General features: G+C 70.8%; 16 protein-coding genes. 12 read left to right on the forward strand and 4 right to left on the reverse strand.

The features are described from left to right. Positions 1-247 precede the first annotated feature (247 nt). The 4 genes from STBA_RS01535 to STBA_RS01550 all read left to right on the forward strand — a co-directional run bounded on the left by STBA_RS01535 (position 248) and on the right by STBA_RS01550 (position 4,261). Positions 248-1,471 (forward strand): glycine betaine/L-proline ABC transporter ATP-binding protein, encoded by a 1,224-nt coding sequence (locus STBA_RS01535; protein ID WP_077057504.1) that lies wholly within the window; start codon positions 248-250, stop codon positions 1,469-1,471. Continuing rightward, a complete protein-coding gene (locus STBA_RS01540; protein WP_077057505.1) occupies positions 1,468-2,400 on the forward strand; it encodes an ABC transporter permease subunit in 933 nt (310 codons plus the stop codon). Before STBA_RS01535 ends, STBA_RS01540 begins: the two co-directional genes overlap by 4 nt. Before the next feature lie 71 nt (positions 2,401-2,471). Beyond that, positions 2,472-3,350 (forward strand): glycine betaine ABC transporter substrate-binding protein, encoded by an 879-nt coding sequence (locus STBA_RS01545; RefSeq protein WP_216355900.1) that lies wholly within the window; start codon positions 2,472-2,474, stop codon positions 3,348-3,350. A gap of 473 nt (positions 3,351-3,823) precedes the next feature. Further along, positions 3,824-4,261 carry a DUF5980 family protein gene (locus tag STBA_RS01550; protein WP_077057507.1) on the forward strand — a complete coding sequence of 146 codons (438 nt, stop codon included), beginning with the start codon at positions 3,824-3,826 and terminating at the stop codon, positions 4,259-4,261. A 129-nt stretch (positions 4,262-4,390) separates the two neighbouring features. On the opposite strand, the gene STBA_RS01555 is transcribed toward STBA_RS01550, so the two are convergent. Next, entirely contained in the window at positions 4,391-5,233 is an 843-nt protein-coding gene (locus STBA_RS01555; protein WP_077057508.1) for a phosphotransferase, read from the reverse strand. A 403-nt stretch (positions 5,234-5,636) separates the two neighbouring features. Continuing rightward, on the reverse strand, positions 5,637-5,843 hold the full coding sequence (locus tag STBA_RS36995; RefSeq protein WP_143659405.1) for a hypothetical protein: 207 nt from the start codon (positions 5,841-5,843) through the stop codon (positions 5,637-5,639). 650 nt (positions 5,844-6,493) lie between these two features. Here STBA_RS36995 and STBA_RS01565 point away from each other — a divergent pair. Beyond that, the gene (locus tag STBA_RS01565) at positions 6,494-7,450 is read left to right on the forward strand and encodes an aldo/keto reductase (RefSeq protein WP_077057510.1); all 957 of its coding nucleotides are present in this window, start codon (positions 6,494-6,496) and stop codon (positions 7,448-7,450) included. 68 nt (positions 7,451-7,518) lie between these two features. Here STBA_RS01565 and STBA_RS01570 read toward each other — a convergent pair whose 3' ends face one another. Together STBA_RS01570 and STBA_RS01575 are read right to left on the reverse strand one after the other, a co-directional pair. Beyond that, positions 7,519-9,981 carry a right-handed parallel beta-helix repeat-containing protein gene (locus STBA_RS01570; protein ID WP_143659406.1) on the reverse strand — a complete coding sequence of 821 codons (2,463 nt, stop codon included), beginning with the start codon at positions 9,979-9,981 and terminating at the stop codon, positions 7,519-7,521. A gap of 127 nt (positions 9,982-10,108) precedes the next feature. Next, complete coding sequence (locus tag STBA_RS01575; RefSeq protein WP_077057512.1) at positions 10,109-10,849, reverse strand: FadR/GntR family transcriptional regulator; 741 nt, start codon at positions 10,847-10,849, stop codon at positions 10,109-10,111. 273 nt (positions 10,850-11,122) lie between these two features. Between STBA_RS01575 and STBA_RS01580 the strand changes: the two genes are divergently transcribed. The 7 genes from STBA_RS01580 to STBA_RS01610 are packed head-to-tail and all read left to right on the forward strand — an operon-like array spanning position 11,123 to position 18,969. Beyond that, entirely contained in the window at positions 11,123-12,298 is a 1,176-nt protein-coding gene (locus STBA_RS01580; protein WP_077057513.1) for an enolase C-terminal domain-like protein, read from the forward strand. Next, complete coding sequence (locus tag STBA_RS01585; protein WP_077057514.1) at positions 12,295-13,299, forward strand: hydroxyacid dehydrogenase; 1,005 nt, start codon at positions 12,295-12,297, stop codon at positions 13,297-13,299. The genes STBA_RS01580 and STBA_RS01585 overlap by 4 nt, the downstream gene beginning before the upstream one ends. After that, positions 13,296-14,360 (forward strand): aldo/keto reductase, encoded by a 1,065-nt coding sequence (locus STBA_RS01590; protein WP_077057515.1) that lies wholly within the window; start codon positions 13,296-13,298, stop codon positions 14,358-14,360. The genes STBA_RS01585 and STBA_RS01590 overlap by 4 nt, the downstream gene beginning before the upstream one ends. Next, positions 14,357-15,835 carry a hypothetical protein gene (locus STBA_RS01595; RefSeq protein ID WP_077057516.1) on the forward strand — a complete coding sequence of 493 codons (1,479 nt, stop codon included), beginning with the start codon at positions 14,357-14,359 and terminating at the stop codon, positions 15,833-15,835. Before STBA_RS01590 ends, STBA_RS01595 begins: the two co-directional genes overlap by 4 nt. Before the next feature lie 34 nt (positions 15,836-15,869). Continuing rightward, the gene (locus STBA_RS01600; RefSeq protein ID WP_077057517.1) at positions 15,870-17,147 is read left to right on the forward strand and encodes an extracellular solute-binding protein; all 1,278 of its coding nucleotides are present in this window, start codon (positions 15,870-15,872) and stop codon (positions 17,145-17,147) included. A gap of 2 nt (positions 17,148-17,149) precedes the next feature. Then, the gene (locus STBA_RS01605) at positions 17,150-18,130 is read left to right on the forward strand and encodes a sugar ABC transporter permease (protein WP_079251642.1); all 981 of its coding nucleotides are present in this window, start codon (positions 17,150-17,152) and stop codon (positions 18,128-18,130) included. Next, the gene (locus STBA_RS01610) at positions 18,127-18,969 is read left to right on the forward strand and encodes a carbohydrate ABC transporter permease (protein WP_077057518.1); all 843 of its coding nucleotides are present in this window, start codon (positions 18,127-18,129) and stop codon (positions 18,967-18,969) included. Before STBA_RS01605 ends, STBA_RS01610 begins: the two co-directional genes overlap by 4 nt. Positions 18,970-19,039 lie beyond the last annotated feature (70 nt).

Genomic DNA, 19,039 nt, shown 5'->3' on the forward strand with positions numbered 1-19,039 from the left:
GCCCGTCGAGCACGCCGGCCGGCCCGCCGCCGGCGGATCACCGCCATCGCGGTCGCGCCTTACCGCCGCGGAAGCGGTTGATCGTTATCGCCTCGATACACCCTTATGTGTGCATCTCGTGCAGGACCCGTGCAATGGTGGACGGCGTCGTCGGGGCCGCCGGTCACCGGCTTGTGGGCCGGCGACATCGCCGCCCGGCGCATGATGCGCGAGATGCGGTTGTCCGTGACCCCGACCCAGGAGCATCGTGCCGGTCATAGAAGCGACAGGCCTGACCAAAATTTTCGGCCGACGGCCACAACGCGGCGTGCGCATGCTGGCCGAGGGAAGAGACCGCGACCACCTTCGTCGTGAGGGACTGACCGCAGCGGTCATCGACGCCACGTTCAACGTCCAGGCCGGCGAGATCTTCGTCGTCATGGGCCTGTCCGGCTCCGGCAAGTCGACCCTGATCCGCATGGTCAACGGTCTGCTCGAACCGACGGACGGCACCTTGCGGATCGACGGCGAGGACGTCACGCACCTGTCCCCGGCCCGACTGCGGGAGATGCGGCGCAACAAGGTGAGCATGGTGTTCCAGCACTTCGCGTTGCTGCCGCACCGCACCGTGGGCGAGAACGCCGCCTACGCCCTCCAGCTGCGCGGCATGAACAAGGCCGACCGGCAGAAGGCCGGCGAGGAGGCCCTCGCGCTGGTGGGGCTCAAGGGCTGGGGCGGCCATATGCCATCCGAGCTGTCCGGCGGCATGCGCCAGCGGGTCGGTCTGGCCCGTGCCCTGGCCGCCGGCACCGACATCATGCTCATGGACGAGGCGTTCAGCGCCCTCGACCCGCTGATCCGCAAGGAGATGCAGGACCAGCTGCTCGAATTGCAATCCGAACTGGGCAAGACGATCCTGTTCATCACTCACGACCTCAACGAGGCCATGCGCCTGGGTGAGCGGATCGCGATGATGCGCGATGGACGGATCGTCCAGGTCGGCAGCGCCGAGGAGATCCTCAACGAGCCCGCCAACGACTACGTCTCCCAGTTCGTCGCCGACGTGGACCGGACCCGCGTGCTCACCGCCGGAACGGTGATGGAGCGCCCGGTCGCCGTGATCGGGCCCAACACCGGCCCGAAGGCCGCGCACCGGCTGATGCGCGAGCACCAGACACACGCCCTGCTCGTGGTCGGCAAGGACCGCCGGGTGCGCGGCATGGTCTGGGAGGAGGACATCGCCGACGCCGTGCGGGCGGGCACCGAAACGCTGCCGCTGCGGAGTGAGGGAGTCGCACAGGTCAGCCCGGAGGACTCCCTGGCCGACCTGTTCCAGCGTTCCGCCGCGAGCCGCGCGCCGCTGGCAGTGGTGAACGAGGCCGGTGCGCTGGTCGGCATCATCCCCCGCGTGACCCTGCTCAGCGCGCTGGCCCCGCCGAGCCCCGACGAGCCCGGCACCCTCCTCAAGACCATGGCTGGAGGCATCCGGTGAACTCGCTGCCGCACCTGCCCCTCGGGGACCGCGTGGACACCGGCATCCGGTGGATCAAGGACAATATGTCCCCGCTGCTCGACGGCATCAAGGACTCGCTCGAGTTCCTCGTCGAGGGCCTCAGCGAGTGGCTGCTCACACTTCCTTCGCTGATCGTCGTCATCCTCTTCGCGCTCCTCGGCATGGCCATCCGGTCGTTGCGGTTCGCGGTCTTCGCGCTCCTCGGCATGGGCCTCGTGGTGAGCATGGAGCTGTGGGAACCGGCCATGCAGACCCTCGCGATGGTGCTCATCGCGACCGTCATCGCGGTGATCGTCGCGATCCCGGTGGGTATCCTCGCCGCCCGCAACGACACGGTCAGCGCCATCGTCCGGCCGGTGCTCGACCTCATGCAGACCATGCCGGCGCTGGTGTACCTGGTGCCCGTGGTGATCTTCTTCAGCATCGGGTACGCCCCCGGTGTGGTGGCCACCATCGTGTTCGCGATGGCCCCGGGCGTCCGGCTCACCGAGCTGGGCATCCGGCAGGTGGACAAGGAGACCGTGGAGGCCGGACAGGCGTTCGGCGGCACGGCGTGGCAGATTCTGCGCGGCATCCAGCTGCCGCTCGGGCTGCCGACCATCATGGCCGGCGTCAACCAGGTCATCATGCTCGCCCTGTCCATGGCCGTCATGGCCGGCTTCGTGGGCGCCGACGGGCTCGGCAAGATCGTTGTCGAGTCGCTCTCCCGCGTCGATGTCGCCGTCGGTTTCGAAGCCGGTCTGGCAATCGTCATCCTGGCCATCTTCCTGGACCGGAGCACCGCGGCCATCGGTCAGCCCACGGGCCGCTCGCTCGGCGCCTTCCTGCGCCGTCGCCGTCAGGTCGCCCTCGAAGGCCGGAAGGCGGTCTCCGAGCAGAAGGCCTCGCAGGCCGTGCCGGCGGCCTGAACTCTTACTGTTCGACAAGGGAAAGAGATCACATGAGAACCCCCACCCCTCGGCTTCGTCAGGTGGCCGCCGTGACCACTGCCGCCGCGCTCGGCCTGACGCTGGCCGCCTGTGGCGACAGTGACAGCGACGACGGTGGTGACGGCGGCTCCGGCGGGGGCGACACCATTACCCTCGGTTACATCCCGTCCTGGACGGATGGCCTGAGTACCGCCTACCTGCTGGAGCACGTCCTCGAAGAGGCCGGCTACACGGTCGAGCACGAGGAGATCAGCGAGGCCGGCGTGCTCTACACCGCGCTGGCCGAAGGTGATATCGACATGTTCCCCTCGGCGTGGCCCGAGGTCACCCACGCCTCCTACATGGAGCAGTACGGGGACCGGATCGAGGACATCGGCGCCTACTACGACAACGCCGTCCTCACCTTCGCCGTGCCCGAGTACAGCGAGATCACCTCGATCGCCGACCTGCCCGACTACGCGGACGAACTCGACGGCCGGATCGTCGGCATCGAGCCCGGCGCGGGTCTGACCGAGGCCACGCAGGAGAGCGTGTTCCCGGCCTACGGCCTGGAGGAGGCCGGCTACACCCTGGCGACGTCCTCCACTTCGACGATGCTCACCGAGCTGGGCAACGCGATCGACCAGCAGGAAGAGATCGTCGTCACGCTCTGGCGCCCGTTCTGGGCGAACGCCGAGTACAACGTGCGTGACCTGGAGGACCCGGAGGGTGCGCTCGGCGAGGTCGAGGCCCTGCACTTCCTGGGCCGGGAGGGCTTCGCCGAGGAGTTCCCCGAGGTCGCCGAGTGGATCGAGGGCATCAAGCTCTCCGACGAGGAGTACGGCGCCCTGGAAGACCTCGTGGTGAACCAGCACCAGGACGACCCGGCCGCCGGTGTCGCCGAGTGGATGGAAGAGCACGCCGACGTGGTCGGCACGCCCGGCAGCTGACACCCCAGCCGCCCCGGCCCGCGCCCCCCACGGGGGGGGCGCGGGCCGCGTTCATTGCGGAAGGCTGTGAGCCGGGCATTTCCGCACGGGCTGAACGGGGCGCGGGTCGAGGCGTTCGCGGGGCAGCGGGTAGCTGCTGATTGGCGGTCTACTGCCGCACGAACCTCACCATGCGGCAGCTTGCCGTGCGGTTCGGCGTCTCCTTCCGGCGACGGTATGCCGGGGAGCCAGCGCCTGGGTCCGCAACTCGCGCTGAAGCCCGCCCTCCGGCCGTCCGCGGCGATCGAGCGGCTGCGGATCACGGACCGGCTCAGTGGCAGCAAGGGCAGCGGACGACAGGCCGATTAATGTTCAACTACCTCTTGTCCGCGGGCTGTTGCTCAGGTCACACTCATTAATGGCCTCCGGGCCCCCAGAGGCGTTGCCCGAGTGACGCGTGATGCATCCTCATGCGCCCTATCAGGAGGTCTTGGATGAAATTGACTCGTCGTATGGCCGGGTTATTCTCCGGCCTGGTCGCCACATTCGCGCTGACCCTGGCCGGCGCGTCGCCGGCCTCAGCGGCCACCTGGACATTGGAGCACACCCCGGGCCACCCGCAGCGCATATGCCTCGACCCGGGGGAGGGGTGGCCCAACACCTACTTCCTCGTCCCGCTGCACGGAACCTGGTCGACCACGATCACGGCCGGGATCTCGGACCTGCCTCCCGGCTCGTACAGCGATGGCGGCAAGATCTATCCCTCGGACGTGGACGAAGACGACTGGCAATACATCGGTTTCGTCCACGTGTCGATCGCACCGGCCCCGGTCGGCGATCACGTTGCCACGCTCTGGGCATCCGACGGCACGGAAACCCAGACCGTCCCGGTAATGATTTCTTTCGGCCAGGATTGCTACCCGTATGACTGAACGCAGTTGGTGGCGCCTGGCCGTTCGGGCCCGGCGCCACCGGCCTGGCGGCGGCCCGTGTCGTAGCGGATGGCTGGCCGGCCTTGTCCGGCCGATCATGCGACGAGTCTGCTTCGGAGTCGTTGATGTTCAGCCCAGTCCGCAGCGTTCGAGTGCCGCACGAACCTGGTTGAGTCCCTCCGCTCTCCAGTGGTCCCGGTCGGGCATTTGGTCGCCTCGGCGCCAGCGCCAGGCCGAAAACATTGCCCAGGTCAGGGCGCGGCACTGGTGAATCAGGGAGTGGTCAGCGCCCGCGTAGTGCGTTCCCACTTCTTCGGGCGCGTGGGCGAGGTCGAACTCGATCGGCCCGCGGCAGCATGTGGCGAGGTCCACGAAAAGCGGCCCTCTCCTTGTGTTGAGGAGATTGCCGGGATGCGGCTCGCCGTGCAAGAGCTGGTCGCCGGCCTTCTCGGAGCTGATCGCGGCGCTCAGTCCGCTGAGTGTGTCGCTGAGGAGATCACGGTCGGAGTCGGCCAGCTCGGGGGACTGCTCCCGGTCGTTCACCTCTCTCAGCGCCGCGGCGACTCGATCGGTGAAATGCGGTGCGTCCAGATCGATCTGGCGCAGGGCTGCATGCTGCCTCAGGAGCACGTCTGCGTAGTCGGCCGGCTCGATCTCCGATTTCACCGGCTCGTAGTAGGTCCAGAGCGAGATGGCGAAGGCATCACGTACATGGACCCGGGGGCCGACCCGAGGATCGAGCTCGGCCACCGGAGCGTCGACGTCGGCGAGACGGCGGGCAACCTCTACTTCGAACTCGGAACCAGCCAGATGTCCTGGAGGTGCGACCCGAGCCAGAACGTCACAAGGGACCAGGCGCAGCGCGACACGATCCGAGTTGTGGATGACGACCACATCGTTGACCTGAAGGCCCAGCTCCGCAGCGGTCACCCGTCCTGCCTCAACTGCACGACCGAGTTCCAGTGGGTCCATACCTTCCTCCCTCTTGTCACGTACGCATACACGGCAGGGGGACATCAGCGACGCCCCCGATGTGTTCGCGAACATCATTCGGCGCCCGAACCCGGCCGGCGACAAGCATGGCAAGGAAGGATCTGCACGGGCACCGGTTTTCCACCGGCCGATCATCCGATGGTCAGCGACTGGGCCCGGCCGCGGCTGTTCCTGCCGGTCAGCAACGGCCGTTGGGGGCGGTGGCGGGAGGTCCCGGGCCACGGCGCGTAGCGACAGGTCGGCCGGAAGCACCGTGGTCAGGTGCTCGCGCGCCGCTTGCCGTGGAGTGATCATGCACCCGACCTTCTAGTCGACGATGTTCTCTCTTCGGGCCGCGGCGCCTGATGGATCACTGGCGGCCGACTCGGCGTTCCTCCACGAATCAGGCGGCACCGCAGGCCAGCCAGGCGAGCGCGGACGCCCATGGCCGAAGGGCTCGGAGCCGCCGGTCCCGCAGCGTGCAGGAGACGACGACGAGGCCGCTGACGATCGTCACGGGAACGAGCAGCGATGAGATGACGACGGGTCGTCGCATGGTCGTGGCTGCGGGCTGAACGGCGTGGCGTTCGCGGTCGAGCGGCTCGTTCATGACTCGGATTGCGTGCGTCGAGGCGTTCCCGCGCCGGAGGACTCGCCACGATTCCCACCCGCGGCAGACGCCGTGGGCGAAGATCGTGGACGACCCGACCCAGGAGTCGCTGATCGAGGCCTGCATGCCCTCGTCGGTGTGCAGGATGGTGAGGGCGGGCACCGTTGCCGCGGCCGGAACGCGAGCATCGCCCACATCGCGCCGAACACGAAGTATCCGGAGGTCCGCCACCCCTCCACCATCAAGCGGTCGTCGCTCGCGTCCGCAAAGGTGATCGCGGAGTTGAAGGCCATCCGGCCGCGGCCGATGCGGTCCCAACGCCGGGACGGGGTGCTGCGGACCGAAGTGGCCGTTGTGTCACGATGAACGTCCTTCCGGGGAGGCGGACACGAAGCGAGAACGATGTTCTCGACAAGGAGGACCGTGGCGCACCCTCGACGCAAAGCCAGGAACGGCGTTCTCGGTTTCCTCGCGCGCGGACGCAGGGCGCACGGTTTGCGCGGTCCGCGCGAAATACCTTGCGCGGATCGCGCACCCGTGTCACCGTGACCTTCAGGCCCCCAAGTCGCCGTTCCCTCCTGCGCTCAACCGGTTCGACGCGGCGCTCACCTGCATCGGCGACGGCCTTCAACGCCCGAAGGAGGCCTCAAGTGAACTCCCCCGCTCCCCCGCTCGTCCTCGGCACGATGACCTTCGGCGACACCGTCGACCGCGCCGGGGCCGCGGCCATGCTGGACATCGCGCTCGACGCCGGGGTGACGGAGGTCGACACCGCCAACGCCTACGCCGGCGGCGTCACCGAGACGATGCTCGGCGAACTGCTGACCCCGGCCCGCCGCGCCCGGGTGACCGTGGCCACCAAGGCGGGGATGCCGCACCCGGACGCGGGCGGCCACGCACCGCTGTCGCCCGCCGGGCTCCGCGGCGCGCTCGAGGGCAGTCTGCGGCGGCTCCGCACCGAGCACGTGGACCTCTTCTACCTGCACCAGCCGGACCGTTCCGTACCGATCGAGGAAACCCTCGGCGCGGTGGCCGAGTTCGCCGCCGAGGGGAAGATCCGCGCGCTGGGCGTCTCCAACTACTCCGCCTGGCGGATCGCCGAACTCACGCACGCCGCCGAGCGGATCGACGCCCCGCGCCCCGGCGTCGCCCAGCAGCTCTACAACCTGCTGGCCCGCCGCGTCGAGGAGGAGTACCGCGAGTACGCGGTCACCCGCGGCTTGCGCACCGTGGTCTACAACCCGCTCGGCGGCGGCCTGCTGACCGGCCGCCACCGTCTCGGCCGGGAGCCCGCCTCCGGGCGGTTCGCGGACTCGCGGCTGGCACCGATGTACCGCGAACGGTACTGGCACCCGGGCCTGTTCGAGGCCGTGACGCGGCTGGCGCGGATCGCCGGGGAGGCGGGCCTGCCGCCGGCCGAGCTGTCGCTGCGGTGGCTGCTCGGCCGCGAGGGGGTGGACGCGGTGCTGGTCGGCGCCTCCCGGGTGGAGCACCTGCGCGCCAATCTCGCGGCCGCCCACGCCGGGCCGCTGCCGGACGAGGTGACCGCCGCCTGCGACGCGGTGGGCGCCGACCTGCGCGGTCCGATGCCCGCCTACCACCGCTGACGGAGCCGACTCGTCGTCCCGGCGCCGGCTGCCGCCCGCGGTGAATCCCACGGGCGGCAGCGGCCCGTTCAGACGCGCGGCCCGACGCCCTCCAGGGGGAAGGAGCGGTTCCACTCGCGCACCCATCGGTGGCCGAAGCCGTCCTCGTCGTTCAGCCTGCTGGTCCTGGGGTCGAACCGGCCGGTCTCCGGGTCGAACGAGACCTCGCCAGGGTCGCCGACCGAGACGCGGACCTCGTCGAAGCCCGGGTTGAACGTGGCGATCGTCAGCCCGTCGGCGTCGTCGGTGTAGGCGAAGTCACCGGTGTCGATGAGGACCGAACGAGTCAGCTCGTTGTGCGCGGGCACGTACACGGAGTCCGGGTCCTCCCATACCTCCGCGCGGGTGCATTCCTCGGTGCCGATCTCGGTACAGGGCTCGCCCGCGGAGTCCGCGGGCACGTACCAGTCCCTGATGTTGGGATACTGCCGCTCGTAGTGGCGGTACCACCGCTCCACGTTCTCGGCGGTGTTGGTGAAGCCGCTGCCGTCGCCGACCCGCAGCATGTCGTTGAAGCGCTCGATGACGACCTTGGCGTTGGGGACCGGCAGCCGCTCGCCGCCCTCGTGGTAGAGCTTGTCGTGACCGCTGAAGCGGACGCCGAGGAAGACGTTGTCCGAGGCGACGTTGCTGTGGCCCGCGTTGTAGAAGAGGCCGTGTTCGACCTCGGCGAAGTAGTTGTGGTGGATGACCATTCCGGACATGCCGTCGTCCATGTAGATGGCCTGGTTGTTCCCGGCGACCTCGCCGAAGTAGTTGTGCGAGATCTCGTTGTTCAGGTACGTGTAGTCCCGGCCCGAGTAGATGACCCCCTGGTCCGAGGCGTTGGTGACCAGGCGCTCGAACCGGTTGTGGCTGACCACCATGTCGTTGCCCATGATCTGGACCGCCATGTGCGGCGCGTCGTGGACATGGTTGCGGCGGAAGGTGTTGCCCACCCCGTACAGGTAGCCGGCCGGGGTGTAGGTGGCCAGCTTGGAGAAGTTGTAGATCTCGTTGTGCTCGACCACGTTGTTTCCGCGTTCCAGGGTGTCCCGGTCGCCGCCCGCGACGAACACCCCGCCGCCGCCCAGGTCGTGCAGGGTGCTGTCCACGACCCGGTTGTCGTGCCCGCCGCGGCTCGTGGTGTACTCGGCGACCGCCGTGATGGCGTCGCTGGCCTCGCCGATCTGCACCGCGTCCAGGCTGACGTTGCGGATCACCATCCGTTCGAGCGTGCAGGATTCCGCGTCCAGCAGCCGAACGCCGCTGCTCGTCGAGCCGTTGAGGGTGATGCCGTCCAGGGTCACGCCGGTGACGCCCTCCAGCACGAAGAACGGCTGGTCGAACGCGGTGAGCGTGATGTCCTTGTCCGCGACCGTGCCGCCCGGCGGGTAGTAGTAGAGCACGTCGGCGCCGTTGTACCGGTCGATGTAGTACTCGCCCTCGGCGTCCAGTTCGCTCAGCAGGTTCTGCGCGACGAACGACGTCCACTTGTCGGTGGCCGCGTACATGGTCGGGTAGGTGGTGCGGATGTTCCAGCCGGCCGCCTCCCCCTCGTCGTCCAGGCCCTCGGCGCCGACCGAGTAGATGCGGACCCGGTCGTTGCCGTAGTTGTTGCCGAAGTAGCCCGCCAGCCAGCCGTCGGTCTCGTGGACGCCGGTGTCGATGGGGCGCTCCGGCTGGTTCGTCACCGACTCCTCGGGCAGGTCGGCCGGCGGCGCCCAGGCGGCGTAACGGTCGGCGATCTCGGGGCTGTCCACCCGGTAGACCGGGCCGGGAAGCCTCAGCATGTCCTCGTAGGGCAGGGTGGTCCCGTCGGGCGTCTTGTCCGAGAAGTGGTCGCGGGCCCCCTGGAACGCGGCGGCCACGCCGAGGGCCGAACTGTCGAGCAGCGCGTCGCCGTTGGGGTACTGGGCGAGGGTCTGGGCGGCGTCGTCGGCCACCAGTTCCGGCGCGAACGGCCGGGCCTGCCAGTTGAATCCGTTCTTGTTGATGGAGCCGGTCGGTATGTCCTCGGCGCCCAGGTCGTACACGTACACCTGGTCGTACACCGCGTCCTGGACGCGGGAGCGTGAGGACCACCGCGGGTCGTCGCCGGTGACTTCCGTCAGCGGCCGGAAGTTGTCGACCGGCAGGGTCCTGGCGCCCGTGAACTCCACCTCCTCGCCGCGGTAGGCGGCGTAGGTGACATGGGAATGCTCCGGTCCGGTCAGCTCGACGGTCCGGGAAGTCTCGTAGACGCCGCCGCGGAGGTAGACGGTGCCGCGGTGGCGCGCGTCGGTACGGCCGGCCAGCGCGTCCCTGGCCTCCTCCACCGTGCCGAACGGGTCGTCCAGCGTCCCGGCGGCACCGTCCCGGCCGTCGGGGGCGACGTACACGGTCGGCCCGGACGCTCCGGGCTCGCCGGGCGCCGCGGCGGCGCCCGGTGGTGCCGACGCGGCGGCGAACAGCAGGGCGGTCACGAGCACCCCGGCCGTGCGCCGGCCGCGGCTCCCCACGTGTCTTGGCATGGTCCGGCCCCTCTCATCACACGTCATACATGTTCTCTTGTGGTGAGGGACCGTATCCGTGCGCATGACCGATTTCAACCGTCGTGCACGGGGCAGTTGGGCGGCGGGGTGGGCCGGGCCCGGCCCGTCAGGGCTCCTCGGGGCGGCGGCGTGCCCAGGAGTTGGTGATGTGCTCGCGCATGGCCTGGGCCGCGCCCTCGGCGTCGCCGGCGAGGATGCGGTCGTGCACGCGGGTGTGCGCGAGGTGCGTCAACTCCAGCTCGGCGCGGGTGGGGTTGCCGCTGTACTGCGAGGTGTGCAGGGCCCGGCCCTGGAGGCTGGAGACGATGGCGCGGCCGAAGGTGTCCCCGGAGACGCGGTGGATGTAGTCGTGGAAGGCGATGTCGGCGCTCGCGTACGCCCCCGCGTCGTCCAGGAGCGCGGCGAGCGCGCGCAGGTGCGCGCTGAGCTGCGCCGCCTCCTCCTTCGTGATGCGACGCGCCGCCTCGGCCGCCATCGGGCACTCCAGCGTGATGCGGATCTGGATCAGGTTGTCCAGGTAGCGCAGGCGGTCGGCACGCTGGAACAGCGCGTCCAGGATCTGGGGGTCGAGCAGGCTCCAGTGACTCTGGTCGAGCACGATCGTTCCCCAGCCCTGCCGGGCGGTGACCAGACCCTTCTCGGCGAGCGCCGTGATCGCCTCACGCACCACCGTGCGGCTGACCTGGTACATCTCGCACAGCATCCCGGTGGGCGGCAGCGCCGTTCCGCTCGGGTACTCCTCCGTCACGATGGCCGTGGTGAGGCTCTGCACCACACCGGCGGCCAGCGGCGGCCGGTGCCGAGGCGGCGGGGGCGACGACTTCGGGGCCGGGTGCCGTGAGCTCATCGGGGTTCTCCGTTGTTTCCGGGGCCCCGCCGTGCCCCGCCGTGCGGGGCGCGGCGGCCGTCACGCAAGGGAGTTGCGGAACCTCGTACAGAAGTTGCCAGACTACCGCACCACCAACAGGTCAGTCGTATGATAAGTTACGTGTCGCTTCCGCAGGGATGCCCCGTGGGACCGCGACGTTTGCCGCACGCACCGGCCGCACCGCGTGCCGCCGTCGGCCGTCACCGCCTCCCTGCCGCCCGCGGTCCGCACGGCACACAAGGAGCAGAGTCGATGAAGATCACGGGCTACCGCAGCCTCAGGACCATCCACCGCTGGGGCCGGCCGGTCGGCGACGCGAACGGCTTCCTCTCCGGCGGGGTCACCGAGGTCCCCGTCGTCCTGCTGGAGACCGACGGCGGGCTCACCGGGGTCGGCCTCGGCGCCCACGGCGACGTGGCGCGGGTCTTCCCCGCCGTCGAGGGCGCGGACCCCAGGGCCGTCACCGCCCTCTACGACCGCATGCTGGCCTACGTCTTCAAGAGCGGCCACGGCGGCACGACGTTCGGCACCATCGGCGCCCTCGACATGGCGCTGTGGGATCTCAAGGCCAAGATGGCGGACGAGGCCCTGTGGCGCACGCTGGGCGCCCAGGACCGTTTCGTGCCCGGGTACGCCTCGGGCCTTGAGATCGCGCTCGGCGACGAGGCGCTGCTCGCCTTCTACGAGCAGTGGGCCGCCCGCGGTTTCACCGGCGCCAAGATCAAGGGCGGCCTGGACGCGGACCGGGACATCGAACGCCTGACGTCCGTGACCGGGCTGCTGAGCCGCAACACCCGGCGCCCGGCGGTGATGCTCGACGTCAACGAGAGCTGGGGCAGGCACCAGGCGGTGCGGCTGCTCGCCCGCATCGAGGAGCGCGTCGACCTGACGTGGATCGAGGAGCCGGTGCGCCGCTGGGACGTCGCAGGGCACCGCGCCGTGGCCCGCGCGGCGCGGGCGGCCGTCGCCTCGGGTGAGAACCTGACCGGTCTTGAGCAGTTCTGGCCGCTGCTCACCGCCGACGCGGTCGGGGTCGTGCAGACCGCGAGCACGTGGGGTGTCACCCACTTCCTGCGCGTGGCCGCCCTCGCCCTCGGCCGCGACCTGCCGGTCAGCCCCGTCGGCTACAACGCCAACCCCCTCGCGCACGCCGCCGCCGCCGTGCCCAACCATCTGGTGACCGAGGTGCAGGACCTCGGCTTCCCCGTCGGCCTCACCGTCGACCAGACCATCGAGGACGGCGGTATCGTCCTCGGGGACGCGCCCGGCCTCGGGATCACCGTGGACGAGGCGGCCATCGCGGAGACGGCCGGGCTTCAGGACGCCGACTGGTCGCACCCGGCCGGGCCGCACGTGCGGCCCGGCGACGCCGGTCTCCGGCTCGTTCCGACCGCTCTCGCCCCCAGCGCGACGGGGCTCGCGACATGAGCGCGCGGGCGCTGCGCGCCACCTTCGCCATGCGGCCGGTCACCCTGCCCGGCCGGCTCTTCGACGCCGGGGCCCTCGCGGAGCTGCGCGCCGCCGTCGACCTCGATCCCGCACACGTCCTCACCGAGTACGACTCCCCCGCCGCCCGCGAGGCGCTGGCCGCCACCGACGTGCTCATCGCCGGCTGGGACGCCCCCGTGCTCACCCCCGGGCACGCGCGACTCGCCCCCCGGCTGCGCGCGATCGTCTACGCCGGCGGCGTCGCCGCCGGCTGCGTGGCGGACCCGGCCGCCCTCGCCGCCCGCGGTGTCGTCGCCGCCAACGTCCGCGCGGCCAACGCGATACCCGTGGCGGAGTACACGCTCGCCATGATCCTGCTCGCCAACAAGCGCGCCTTCGAGGCCGAGCGCCTGCACCGCGAACGGCGCGGCCCGCTCGACCGGGAGCGCGAGCTGACCGACGCGGGCAACTACCGGCGCACGGTGGGCATCGTCGGGGCCTCGTGCACCGGGCGGGCCGTGATCCGGCTGCTGCGCCCGTTCGACCTGCGCCTGATGTGCTACAGCCCCGAGCTCACCGAGCCGATGGCGGCCGGCCTCGGTGTCGAACGCGCCACGCTCGACGAGGTGATGCGCCGGGGCGACGTGGTCTCGCTGCACCAGCCGCTCACCGCCCAGACGGCCGGGCAGATCGACGCGCGGCGCCTCGCCCTGCTCCGGGACGGCGCGACGCTCGTCAACACCGCCCGCGGCGGCGTGGTGGACCACGCCGCGCTCCTCGCCGAGCTGCGAACGGGCCGCGTCAGCGCGGTGCTCGACGTCACCGACCCCGAGCCGCTGCCCGTCGACAGCGAGCTGTGGGACCTGCCCAACGTCCGGCTGACCCCGCATATCGCCGGTTCGATGGGCGGCGAGCTGCTCCGGCTCGGCGCGGCCGTGGCCGCCGAGGTCGGCCGTTTCGCGGCGGGCCGCCCCTTCGCGAACCCGGAGGAGCTGGCATGAACGTCACAGGGCCCCTGCCCTCGCGGCGGCTGCGCGGCGGCCTGCGCCTGACCGAACTCGGCTTCGGTGCGGCCCAGTTGGGCAACCTGCACCGGGAGACGAGCGACGCGGACGCGGAAGGAGCGGTCGCCGCCGCGTGGGACGCCGGCATCAGGTACTTCGACACGGCCCCGCACTACGGCCTCGGCCTGTCCGAGCGGCGCCTCGGCGCGGCGCTCGCCGGCCGCCCGCGGGCGGAGTTCATGGTCTCCACCAAGGTCGGCCGCCTGCTGGTGCCGAACCCCGGGGCCGCGCGCCGGGCGGACGACGGCGGCTTCGCCGTGCCCGCGGACCTCCGCCGGGTCTGGGACTTCAGCCGCGACGGTGTGCTGCGTTCCCTGGAGGGCAGCCTCGAACGGCTCGGCCTCGACCGGGTGGACATCGTCTACCTGCACGACCCGGACGACCACGGCGAGCAGGCCGCGACCAGCGGCGTGGACACCCTGGTCGAGCTGCGCGATCAGGGGGTGGTGGGGGCGATCGGCGCCGGCATGAACCAGTCCGCCATGCTCGCCGAGCTCGTCGGGCGCTGCGACCTGGACCTCGTCATGCTCGCCGGCCGCTACACCCTGCTCGACCAGCGGGCCCTGGACGACCTGCTGCCGCTGGCCGAGGCGCGGGGGGTCGGCGTCGTCGCCGCCGGGGTCTACAACTCCGGCCTGCTGAGCCGCGACCGGCCCGCGCCCGGCGCCACCTACGACTACCTGCCCGCCCCCGCCGCGCTCGTCGCCAGGGCCCACACGCTGGCCGACCGGTGCGAACGGCACGGCACCACCCTGCCCGCCGCCGCCGTCGCCTACCCGCTGCGGCACCAGGCCGTCGTCTCGGTCGTGCTCGGCGCCCGCGACGCACGGCAGAGCGCGGCCAACGCGGAACGCTACCGGTCCCGGCCGCCCGAGGAGCTGTGGGCGGACCTCGCCCGGGACGGGCTCGTGCCCGACATCACCGGCGCCCCCGCGGAGAGGGCCACCGAGAATGGCTCCGCCAGCCGTACCCGGAATCACCAAGGACCTTCCGCATGACCGCACCCACGTACTCCGACCACCCGAAGTCCCCCGAGGACCGGGCCGCGCCCGACACCGCCTCGCTCGCCAGGTGGCTGGCCACCTGGGTCACCGGCGACGGCGCGATCAACGGCTTCCACAACCACAGCGTGTGGGGCACCAACCCGGCCAGCTTCCTGGACTTCACCAGTGGCCACGCCGCGTTCTCCGCCCCCGCGCTCGGTGCCCTCGCCCAGGCGCTGGCCCGGCACGAGGACGAACGGGGACTGAAGCTGTGGCGCACGATGATGCGCTACCAGTCGCACGCCCTCCAGCCCGACGGCCAGTACCGGCACATCGGCTTCCAGGTCGGCGAGTCCGCCACCTCGGGCCTCATCCACAACGCCGTCGGCAGCCTCGGCCTGCTGCTCGGCCTGCGGCACGCCGGGCACCTGCTGGGCGCCGGGGAGCACGCGGACATCCTCGCCACGGTCCGCCGCAACCTCGACGCCTGCGAGATCTACGGCGGCGGGCGCCCCGGGGAGTCGGGCACCTGCAACCAGGAGTACGCCCGGGTCTGGGTCAAGCTGCTCTACACCGAGCTGTCCGGCGACGCCGCGTTCGCCAAGCAGATTCCCGAGGACCTCGACAGCCTCATCGACCTCTTCCACCACCGCGGTGTCCCCGACGCGGACTGCACCGGTGCCTTCCGCACCACCGCGGACCGCCGCACCGGCGGCATCCTGGAACCGGCCGAGTACTACGGCCTGATGACGGCGCCCCTCGTGCTCGCGCACCGCGTCTACGGCGAGGAGCGCTACCTCACGGAGGCGCGCCGGCTCTGCCGCCACGTCGCCAGGTCGGCCTGGCGGGACGCCGAGGACCACACCCGCTACCACAGGTACTGGTACGTGACGGGCGACCGGGCCCACCGCACCGACACCCCCATGCTGATCGCCGGCATGGGGCTGACGCTCCACGGCGTCGAGGAGGTGCTGAGGGAGGGCGACGACCCGGAGCTGGCCGACTTCGCCGCCCGCTGCCTGCGCACCTACGCCAGGTACCAGACACCCGCCGGCTACTTCGCCTCCGCGACCGGCTGGCACAACGAGGCCGACATCGCGCCGAGCACCGCCTGGCACGCGCACGACCTGATGTTCCTCGTGGACAGGCTCGGCACGGAACCCGGCTTCTGGGACGGTGTGTTCACCGCCTACGACCGGCAGTCCGTGCTGCTGAGCGACCGGGCCGTGTGGGCCGAGGACGGGGTCCACTGGTGCGTGCGCAGCCCGCTGACCGCGGGGGACCTGCACCTCTACGGGCGCAAGGACCGGGCCACCTTCGCCCGCGAGTTCTTCGCCTGGACCGACCGCGAGGAGCTGCCCGAGGACCTCAGGTACCCGGCGGCGCCGACGTTCTTCGTCGCCAACGACGGCGTCTACCGCGTGGACCGCGGCGAGCGCCCGACCGATGTCTCGGTCCTCGGCCCCCTGCCCTACCGGGGCACCATCTGACCCTCTACTTCCCTCTGTGTACTAGGAGACAACGATGTCAGCACTGAGATGGGGGCGCGGCCGCGCCGCCCTCGCGGCGGGCGCCGTCTCGCTGCTCACCCTGGCAGGCTGCGGCAACGGCGGGTCCTCCGGCGGCAACGCCGACGGGGAGGTCGGCGGCGAGGTCCGGATGCTGGTGAACCTCACGCCCAACCTCGACCAGTCCTACTGGGAGGAGTTGGTCGCGCCCTTCGAGGAAGCGACCGGCGTGTCGGTCGAGATCGAGGCCCCCACCGGGAGCAGCGTCGCCGAGTCGTTCCCCCAGCAGCTCGCCGCGGGCACCGCCCCCGACGTCATCCAGTCCATATTCCCCGACGACGACACGCTGCCCCAGCTGGTCGACCTCAGCGACCTGCCCTGGACCGAGGGCACGCCGATGGTCGACGACTACGCCATCGACGGCAGTCGCTATGTCGTCGGCGTCGGCTCGCAGACCCAGTCCCTCGTCTTCTACAACAAAACCGCCTTCGAGGAGGCCGGGATCGCCGAGCCCCCCGCCACCTGGGCGGAGTTCACGGAGGCGCTCGGCCTGCTCGACGAGGCCGGATACACGCCGCTACAGACCGCCGGCCAGTTCCAGACCGGGCTCCAGCTCCAGCAGCTGTACCACCCCACCCTCAACACCGCCCACCCGCGCTGGCAGACCTCCGTCGCCGACGAGGAGCTGTCCGCGGGCGAGGCGTACCTGCCGATGTTCCAGCACTACGCCGACTGGCTGGAGGCCGGCTACATCGCCCAGGACGACGTCGGCCTCGACCCCGCCGCGGCCGACGGCGCCTTCCTGGAGGGCACCGTGGGCCTCTACCCGCAGGGCAGTTGGTTCGCCACCACCCTCAAGTCCGGCGGCGAGCCGCCGTTCGAGGTCGGGGTCTTCTCACCGCCGGTGGACGAGGGCCAGGAGTACCCCGGCCCGCAGGGCGCCACGATGGCGTACCCCTACATGATCAACGCGGCCTCCGGCAACATCTCTTCGGCGCAGGCCCTGGTCGAGTACCTCGTCACCGACGAGACCGCGATCCAGTCCCAGCTGACCGCCGACGGCGTCTTCCGGCAGGGCGCCGAGACGGCCGACGACCCGGTGCTCGCCCAGGTGCAGGCCATCCTCGACGAGGCGCCAGGACTGGTCGCCGTCGGCGAGGGGTTCGGCGACACCCGGCTCCCGGTCACCGGCTTCAACCCCAAGTTCACCGAGATCGTCCAGGGCCTCTACACCGGGCAGAGCCCGCAGGAGGCCGCCGACGCCCTCGACGACTGGGTCAGCGAGAACCGCTGATCATGGCCAGGACGCTGACCAAGACCGTCCCGGAGCGCGCCGCGGCGGCTCCGGCCGAGGCGGCGGGCCCCGCGGCACGCCGGGGTCGCCGGGGATGGCGGGGATGGCGCGACGCCGGAGCGCGCCTCACCATGGTCGCCCCCGCGCTCGTGCTCTACGTGGGCCTGCTCGTCGTCCCCGTCGGCTACGCCGTCTACTACAGCTTCACGGACTACAACGGCTTCCCGCAGCAGATCCCCGAGTTCATCGGCTGGGAGAACTACCAGCGGGTCTTCCAGTCGGCCGACATCACCGACTCGATGGTCGTCACCGGCACGATCGCGCTCGTCGGCGCCATCCTCGTCAACGCCGCCGCGCTCGGCCTGGCGCTGCTGCTCCAGCGGACCGGCGGGTTCACCACCTTCGGCCGGGTGGTGATGTTCTACCCGCACGTCCTCAGCGCCCTGGTCGTCGGCTTCCTCTGGCAGGCGATTCTGGGCCCGCAGGGCGTGGTCAACACCATGCTGGAGAAGGCCGGGCGCTCCTCGATGCCCTTCCTCTCCGACCCGACGTGGGCGCTGTGGACCCTGATCTTCGTGATCTCCTGGTCCCTGTTCGGCGTGCAGCTCGTGCTCTACCTGGCCGGGCTCCAGACGGTCCCCGCCGACCTCGTCGAGGCGGCCAGGATCGACGGCGCCGGACGCTGGCAGACCTTCCGGGCCGTCACCTGGCCCGCGCTCGCGCCCACGTTCAGCGTCGCCCTCATCACCTCGGGCATCTCGCTGCTGAAGACCTACGACGTCGTCGTCTCCCTCACCGGCGGCGGGCCGGCCGGATCGACGCAGACCCTGGCGTACTCGATCCTCGCCGTGTCCTTCCCCGGGCGGCAGATCGGCCTCGCCTCGGCCGAGGCCGTCGTGCTCATCATCGCCGCCGCGATCCTCGCCTTCACGGTGCTCGCGCTCAGGCGGCGCGCGGAAGAAGGGGCGGAATCCATCGGATGACTCGCTCGTCACGTCCGGCGACCGCGCTGCGCGTCGCGTTCCTCGGCGTTCTGTGCCTCTTCATGCTGATCCCGCTCTACCTGCTGGTGATCAACGCGTTCAAGAGCCAGCAGGACATCCTCACCAACCCGTTCACCATCGACCTCTCCCGGGCCACCACCGAATACCTCGGCGCCGCCTGGAACAGCCCCGAGTTCAGCATCCCCAAGGGGTACGCCATCACGCTGGCGCTCCTGGTCTGCGTCAACGTGCTCTCCATCGGGCTCTGCGTGCCCGCCGCGCACGTGCTGGCCAGGACCCCGAGGCCGCTGTTCCGCGCCATCCTGATGTTCTTCGTGGCCGGCATGTTCATCCCGACGCAGGTGATCCTCATCCCGGTCATCTTCGTGCTGCGCGGCCTCGGCCTGATGAGCACCTTCCCCGGGCTGGTGCTCTTCATGACGGCGACCACCGTGCCGTTCACCCTGTTCGTCTTCACCGGCTTCGTGCGGGTGCTGCCGCGCGCGCTGGACGAGGCGGCGGCCATCGACGGCGCGGGCCGCCACTACACGGTGTGGCGGATCATCTTCCCGCTGATGCGGCCGATCGTCGCCACCGCGTTCATCCTCAACTCCCTCAGCGTCTGGAACGACTTCGCCAGCCCGCAGGTCATCCTCGGCCCCGGCAGCGGCATCTACACGGTCACCACGGGGGTCTACGCCGCGGTCGGCCAGTACTCGGCGGACTACACGAGGGTGTTCCCGACGCTGCTGCTCGCCGTCATCCCGATCCTGGTCATCTTCGTGGCGACCCAGCGCCACCTGATGCGCGGCCTGGCCGCCGGTTCGGTCAAGGGCTGACCGCCGCGGCCCCGCCCCTCGTCCGTCCGTTCGTCCCCGGCGCCACGCCCCGAGCCGCTACTGGAGGTAC

The sequence above is a fragment of the Streptomyces sp. MP131-18 genome, from assembly GCF_001984575.1.
Lineage (GTDB): Bacteria > Actinomycetota > Actinomycetes > Streptomycetales > Streptomycetaceae > Streptomyces > Streptomyces johnsoniae.

Coding starts and splice junctions, on each gene's coding strand:
- STBA_RS01600 (WP_077057517.1), top strand. CDS start 15,870: ATGTCAGCACTGAGATGGGGGCGCGGCCGCGCCGCCCTCGCGGCGGGC.
- STBA_RS01550 (WP_077057507.1), top strand. CDS start 3,824: ATGAAATTGACTCGTCGTATGGCCGGGTTATTCTCCGGCCTGGTCGCC.
- STBA_RS36995 (WP_143659405.1), bottom strand. CDS start 5,843: ATGAACGAGCCGCTCGACCGCGAACGCCACGCCGTTCAGCCCGCAGCC.
- STBA_RS01595 (WP_077057516.1), top strand. CDS start 14,357: ATGACCGCACCCACGTACTCCGACCACCCGAAGTCCCCCGAGGACCGG.
- STBA_RS01585 (WP_077057514.1), top strand. CDS start 12,295: ATGAGCGCGCGGGCGCTGCGCGCCACCTTCGCCATGCGGCCGGTCACC.
- STBA_RS01570 (WP_143659406.1), bottom strand. CDS start 9,981: ATGCCAAGACACGTGGGGAGCCGCGGCCGGCGCACGGCCGGGGTGCTC.
- STBA_RS01590 (WP_077057515.1), top strand. CDS start 13,296: ATGAACGTCACAGGGCCCCTGCCCTCGCGGCGGCTGCGCGGCGGCCTG.
- STBA_RS01605 (WP_079251642.1), top strand. CDS start 17,150: ATGGCCAGGACGCTGACCAAGACCGTCCCGGAGCGCGCCGCGGCGGCT.
- STBA_RS01610 (WP_077057518.1), top strand. CDS start 18,127: ATGACTCGCTCGTCACGTCCGGCGACCGCGCTGCGCGTCGCGTTCCTC.
- STBA_RS01580 (WP_077057513.1), top strand. CDS start 11,123: ATGAAGATCACGGGCTACCGCAGCCTCAGGACCATCCACCGCTGGGGC.
- STBA_RS01555 (WP_077057508.1), bottom strand. CDS start 5,233: ATGGACCCACTGGAACTCGGTCGTGCAGTTGAGGCAGGACGGGTGACC.
- STBA_RS01575 (WP_077057512.1), bottom strand. CDS start 10,849: ATGAGCTCACGGCACCCGGCCCCGAAGTCGTCGCCCCCGCCGCCTCGG.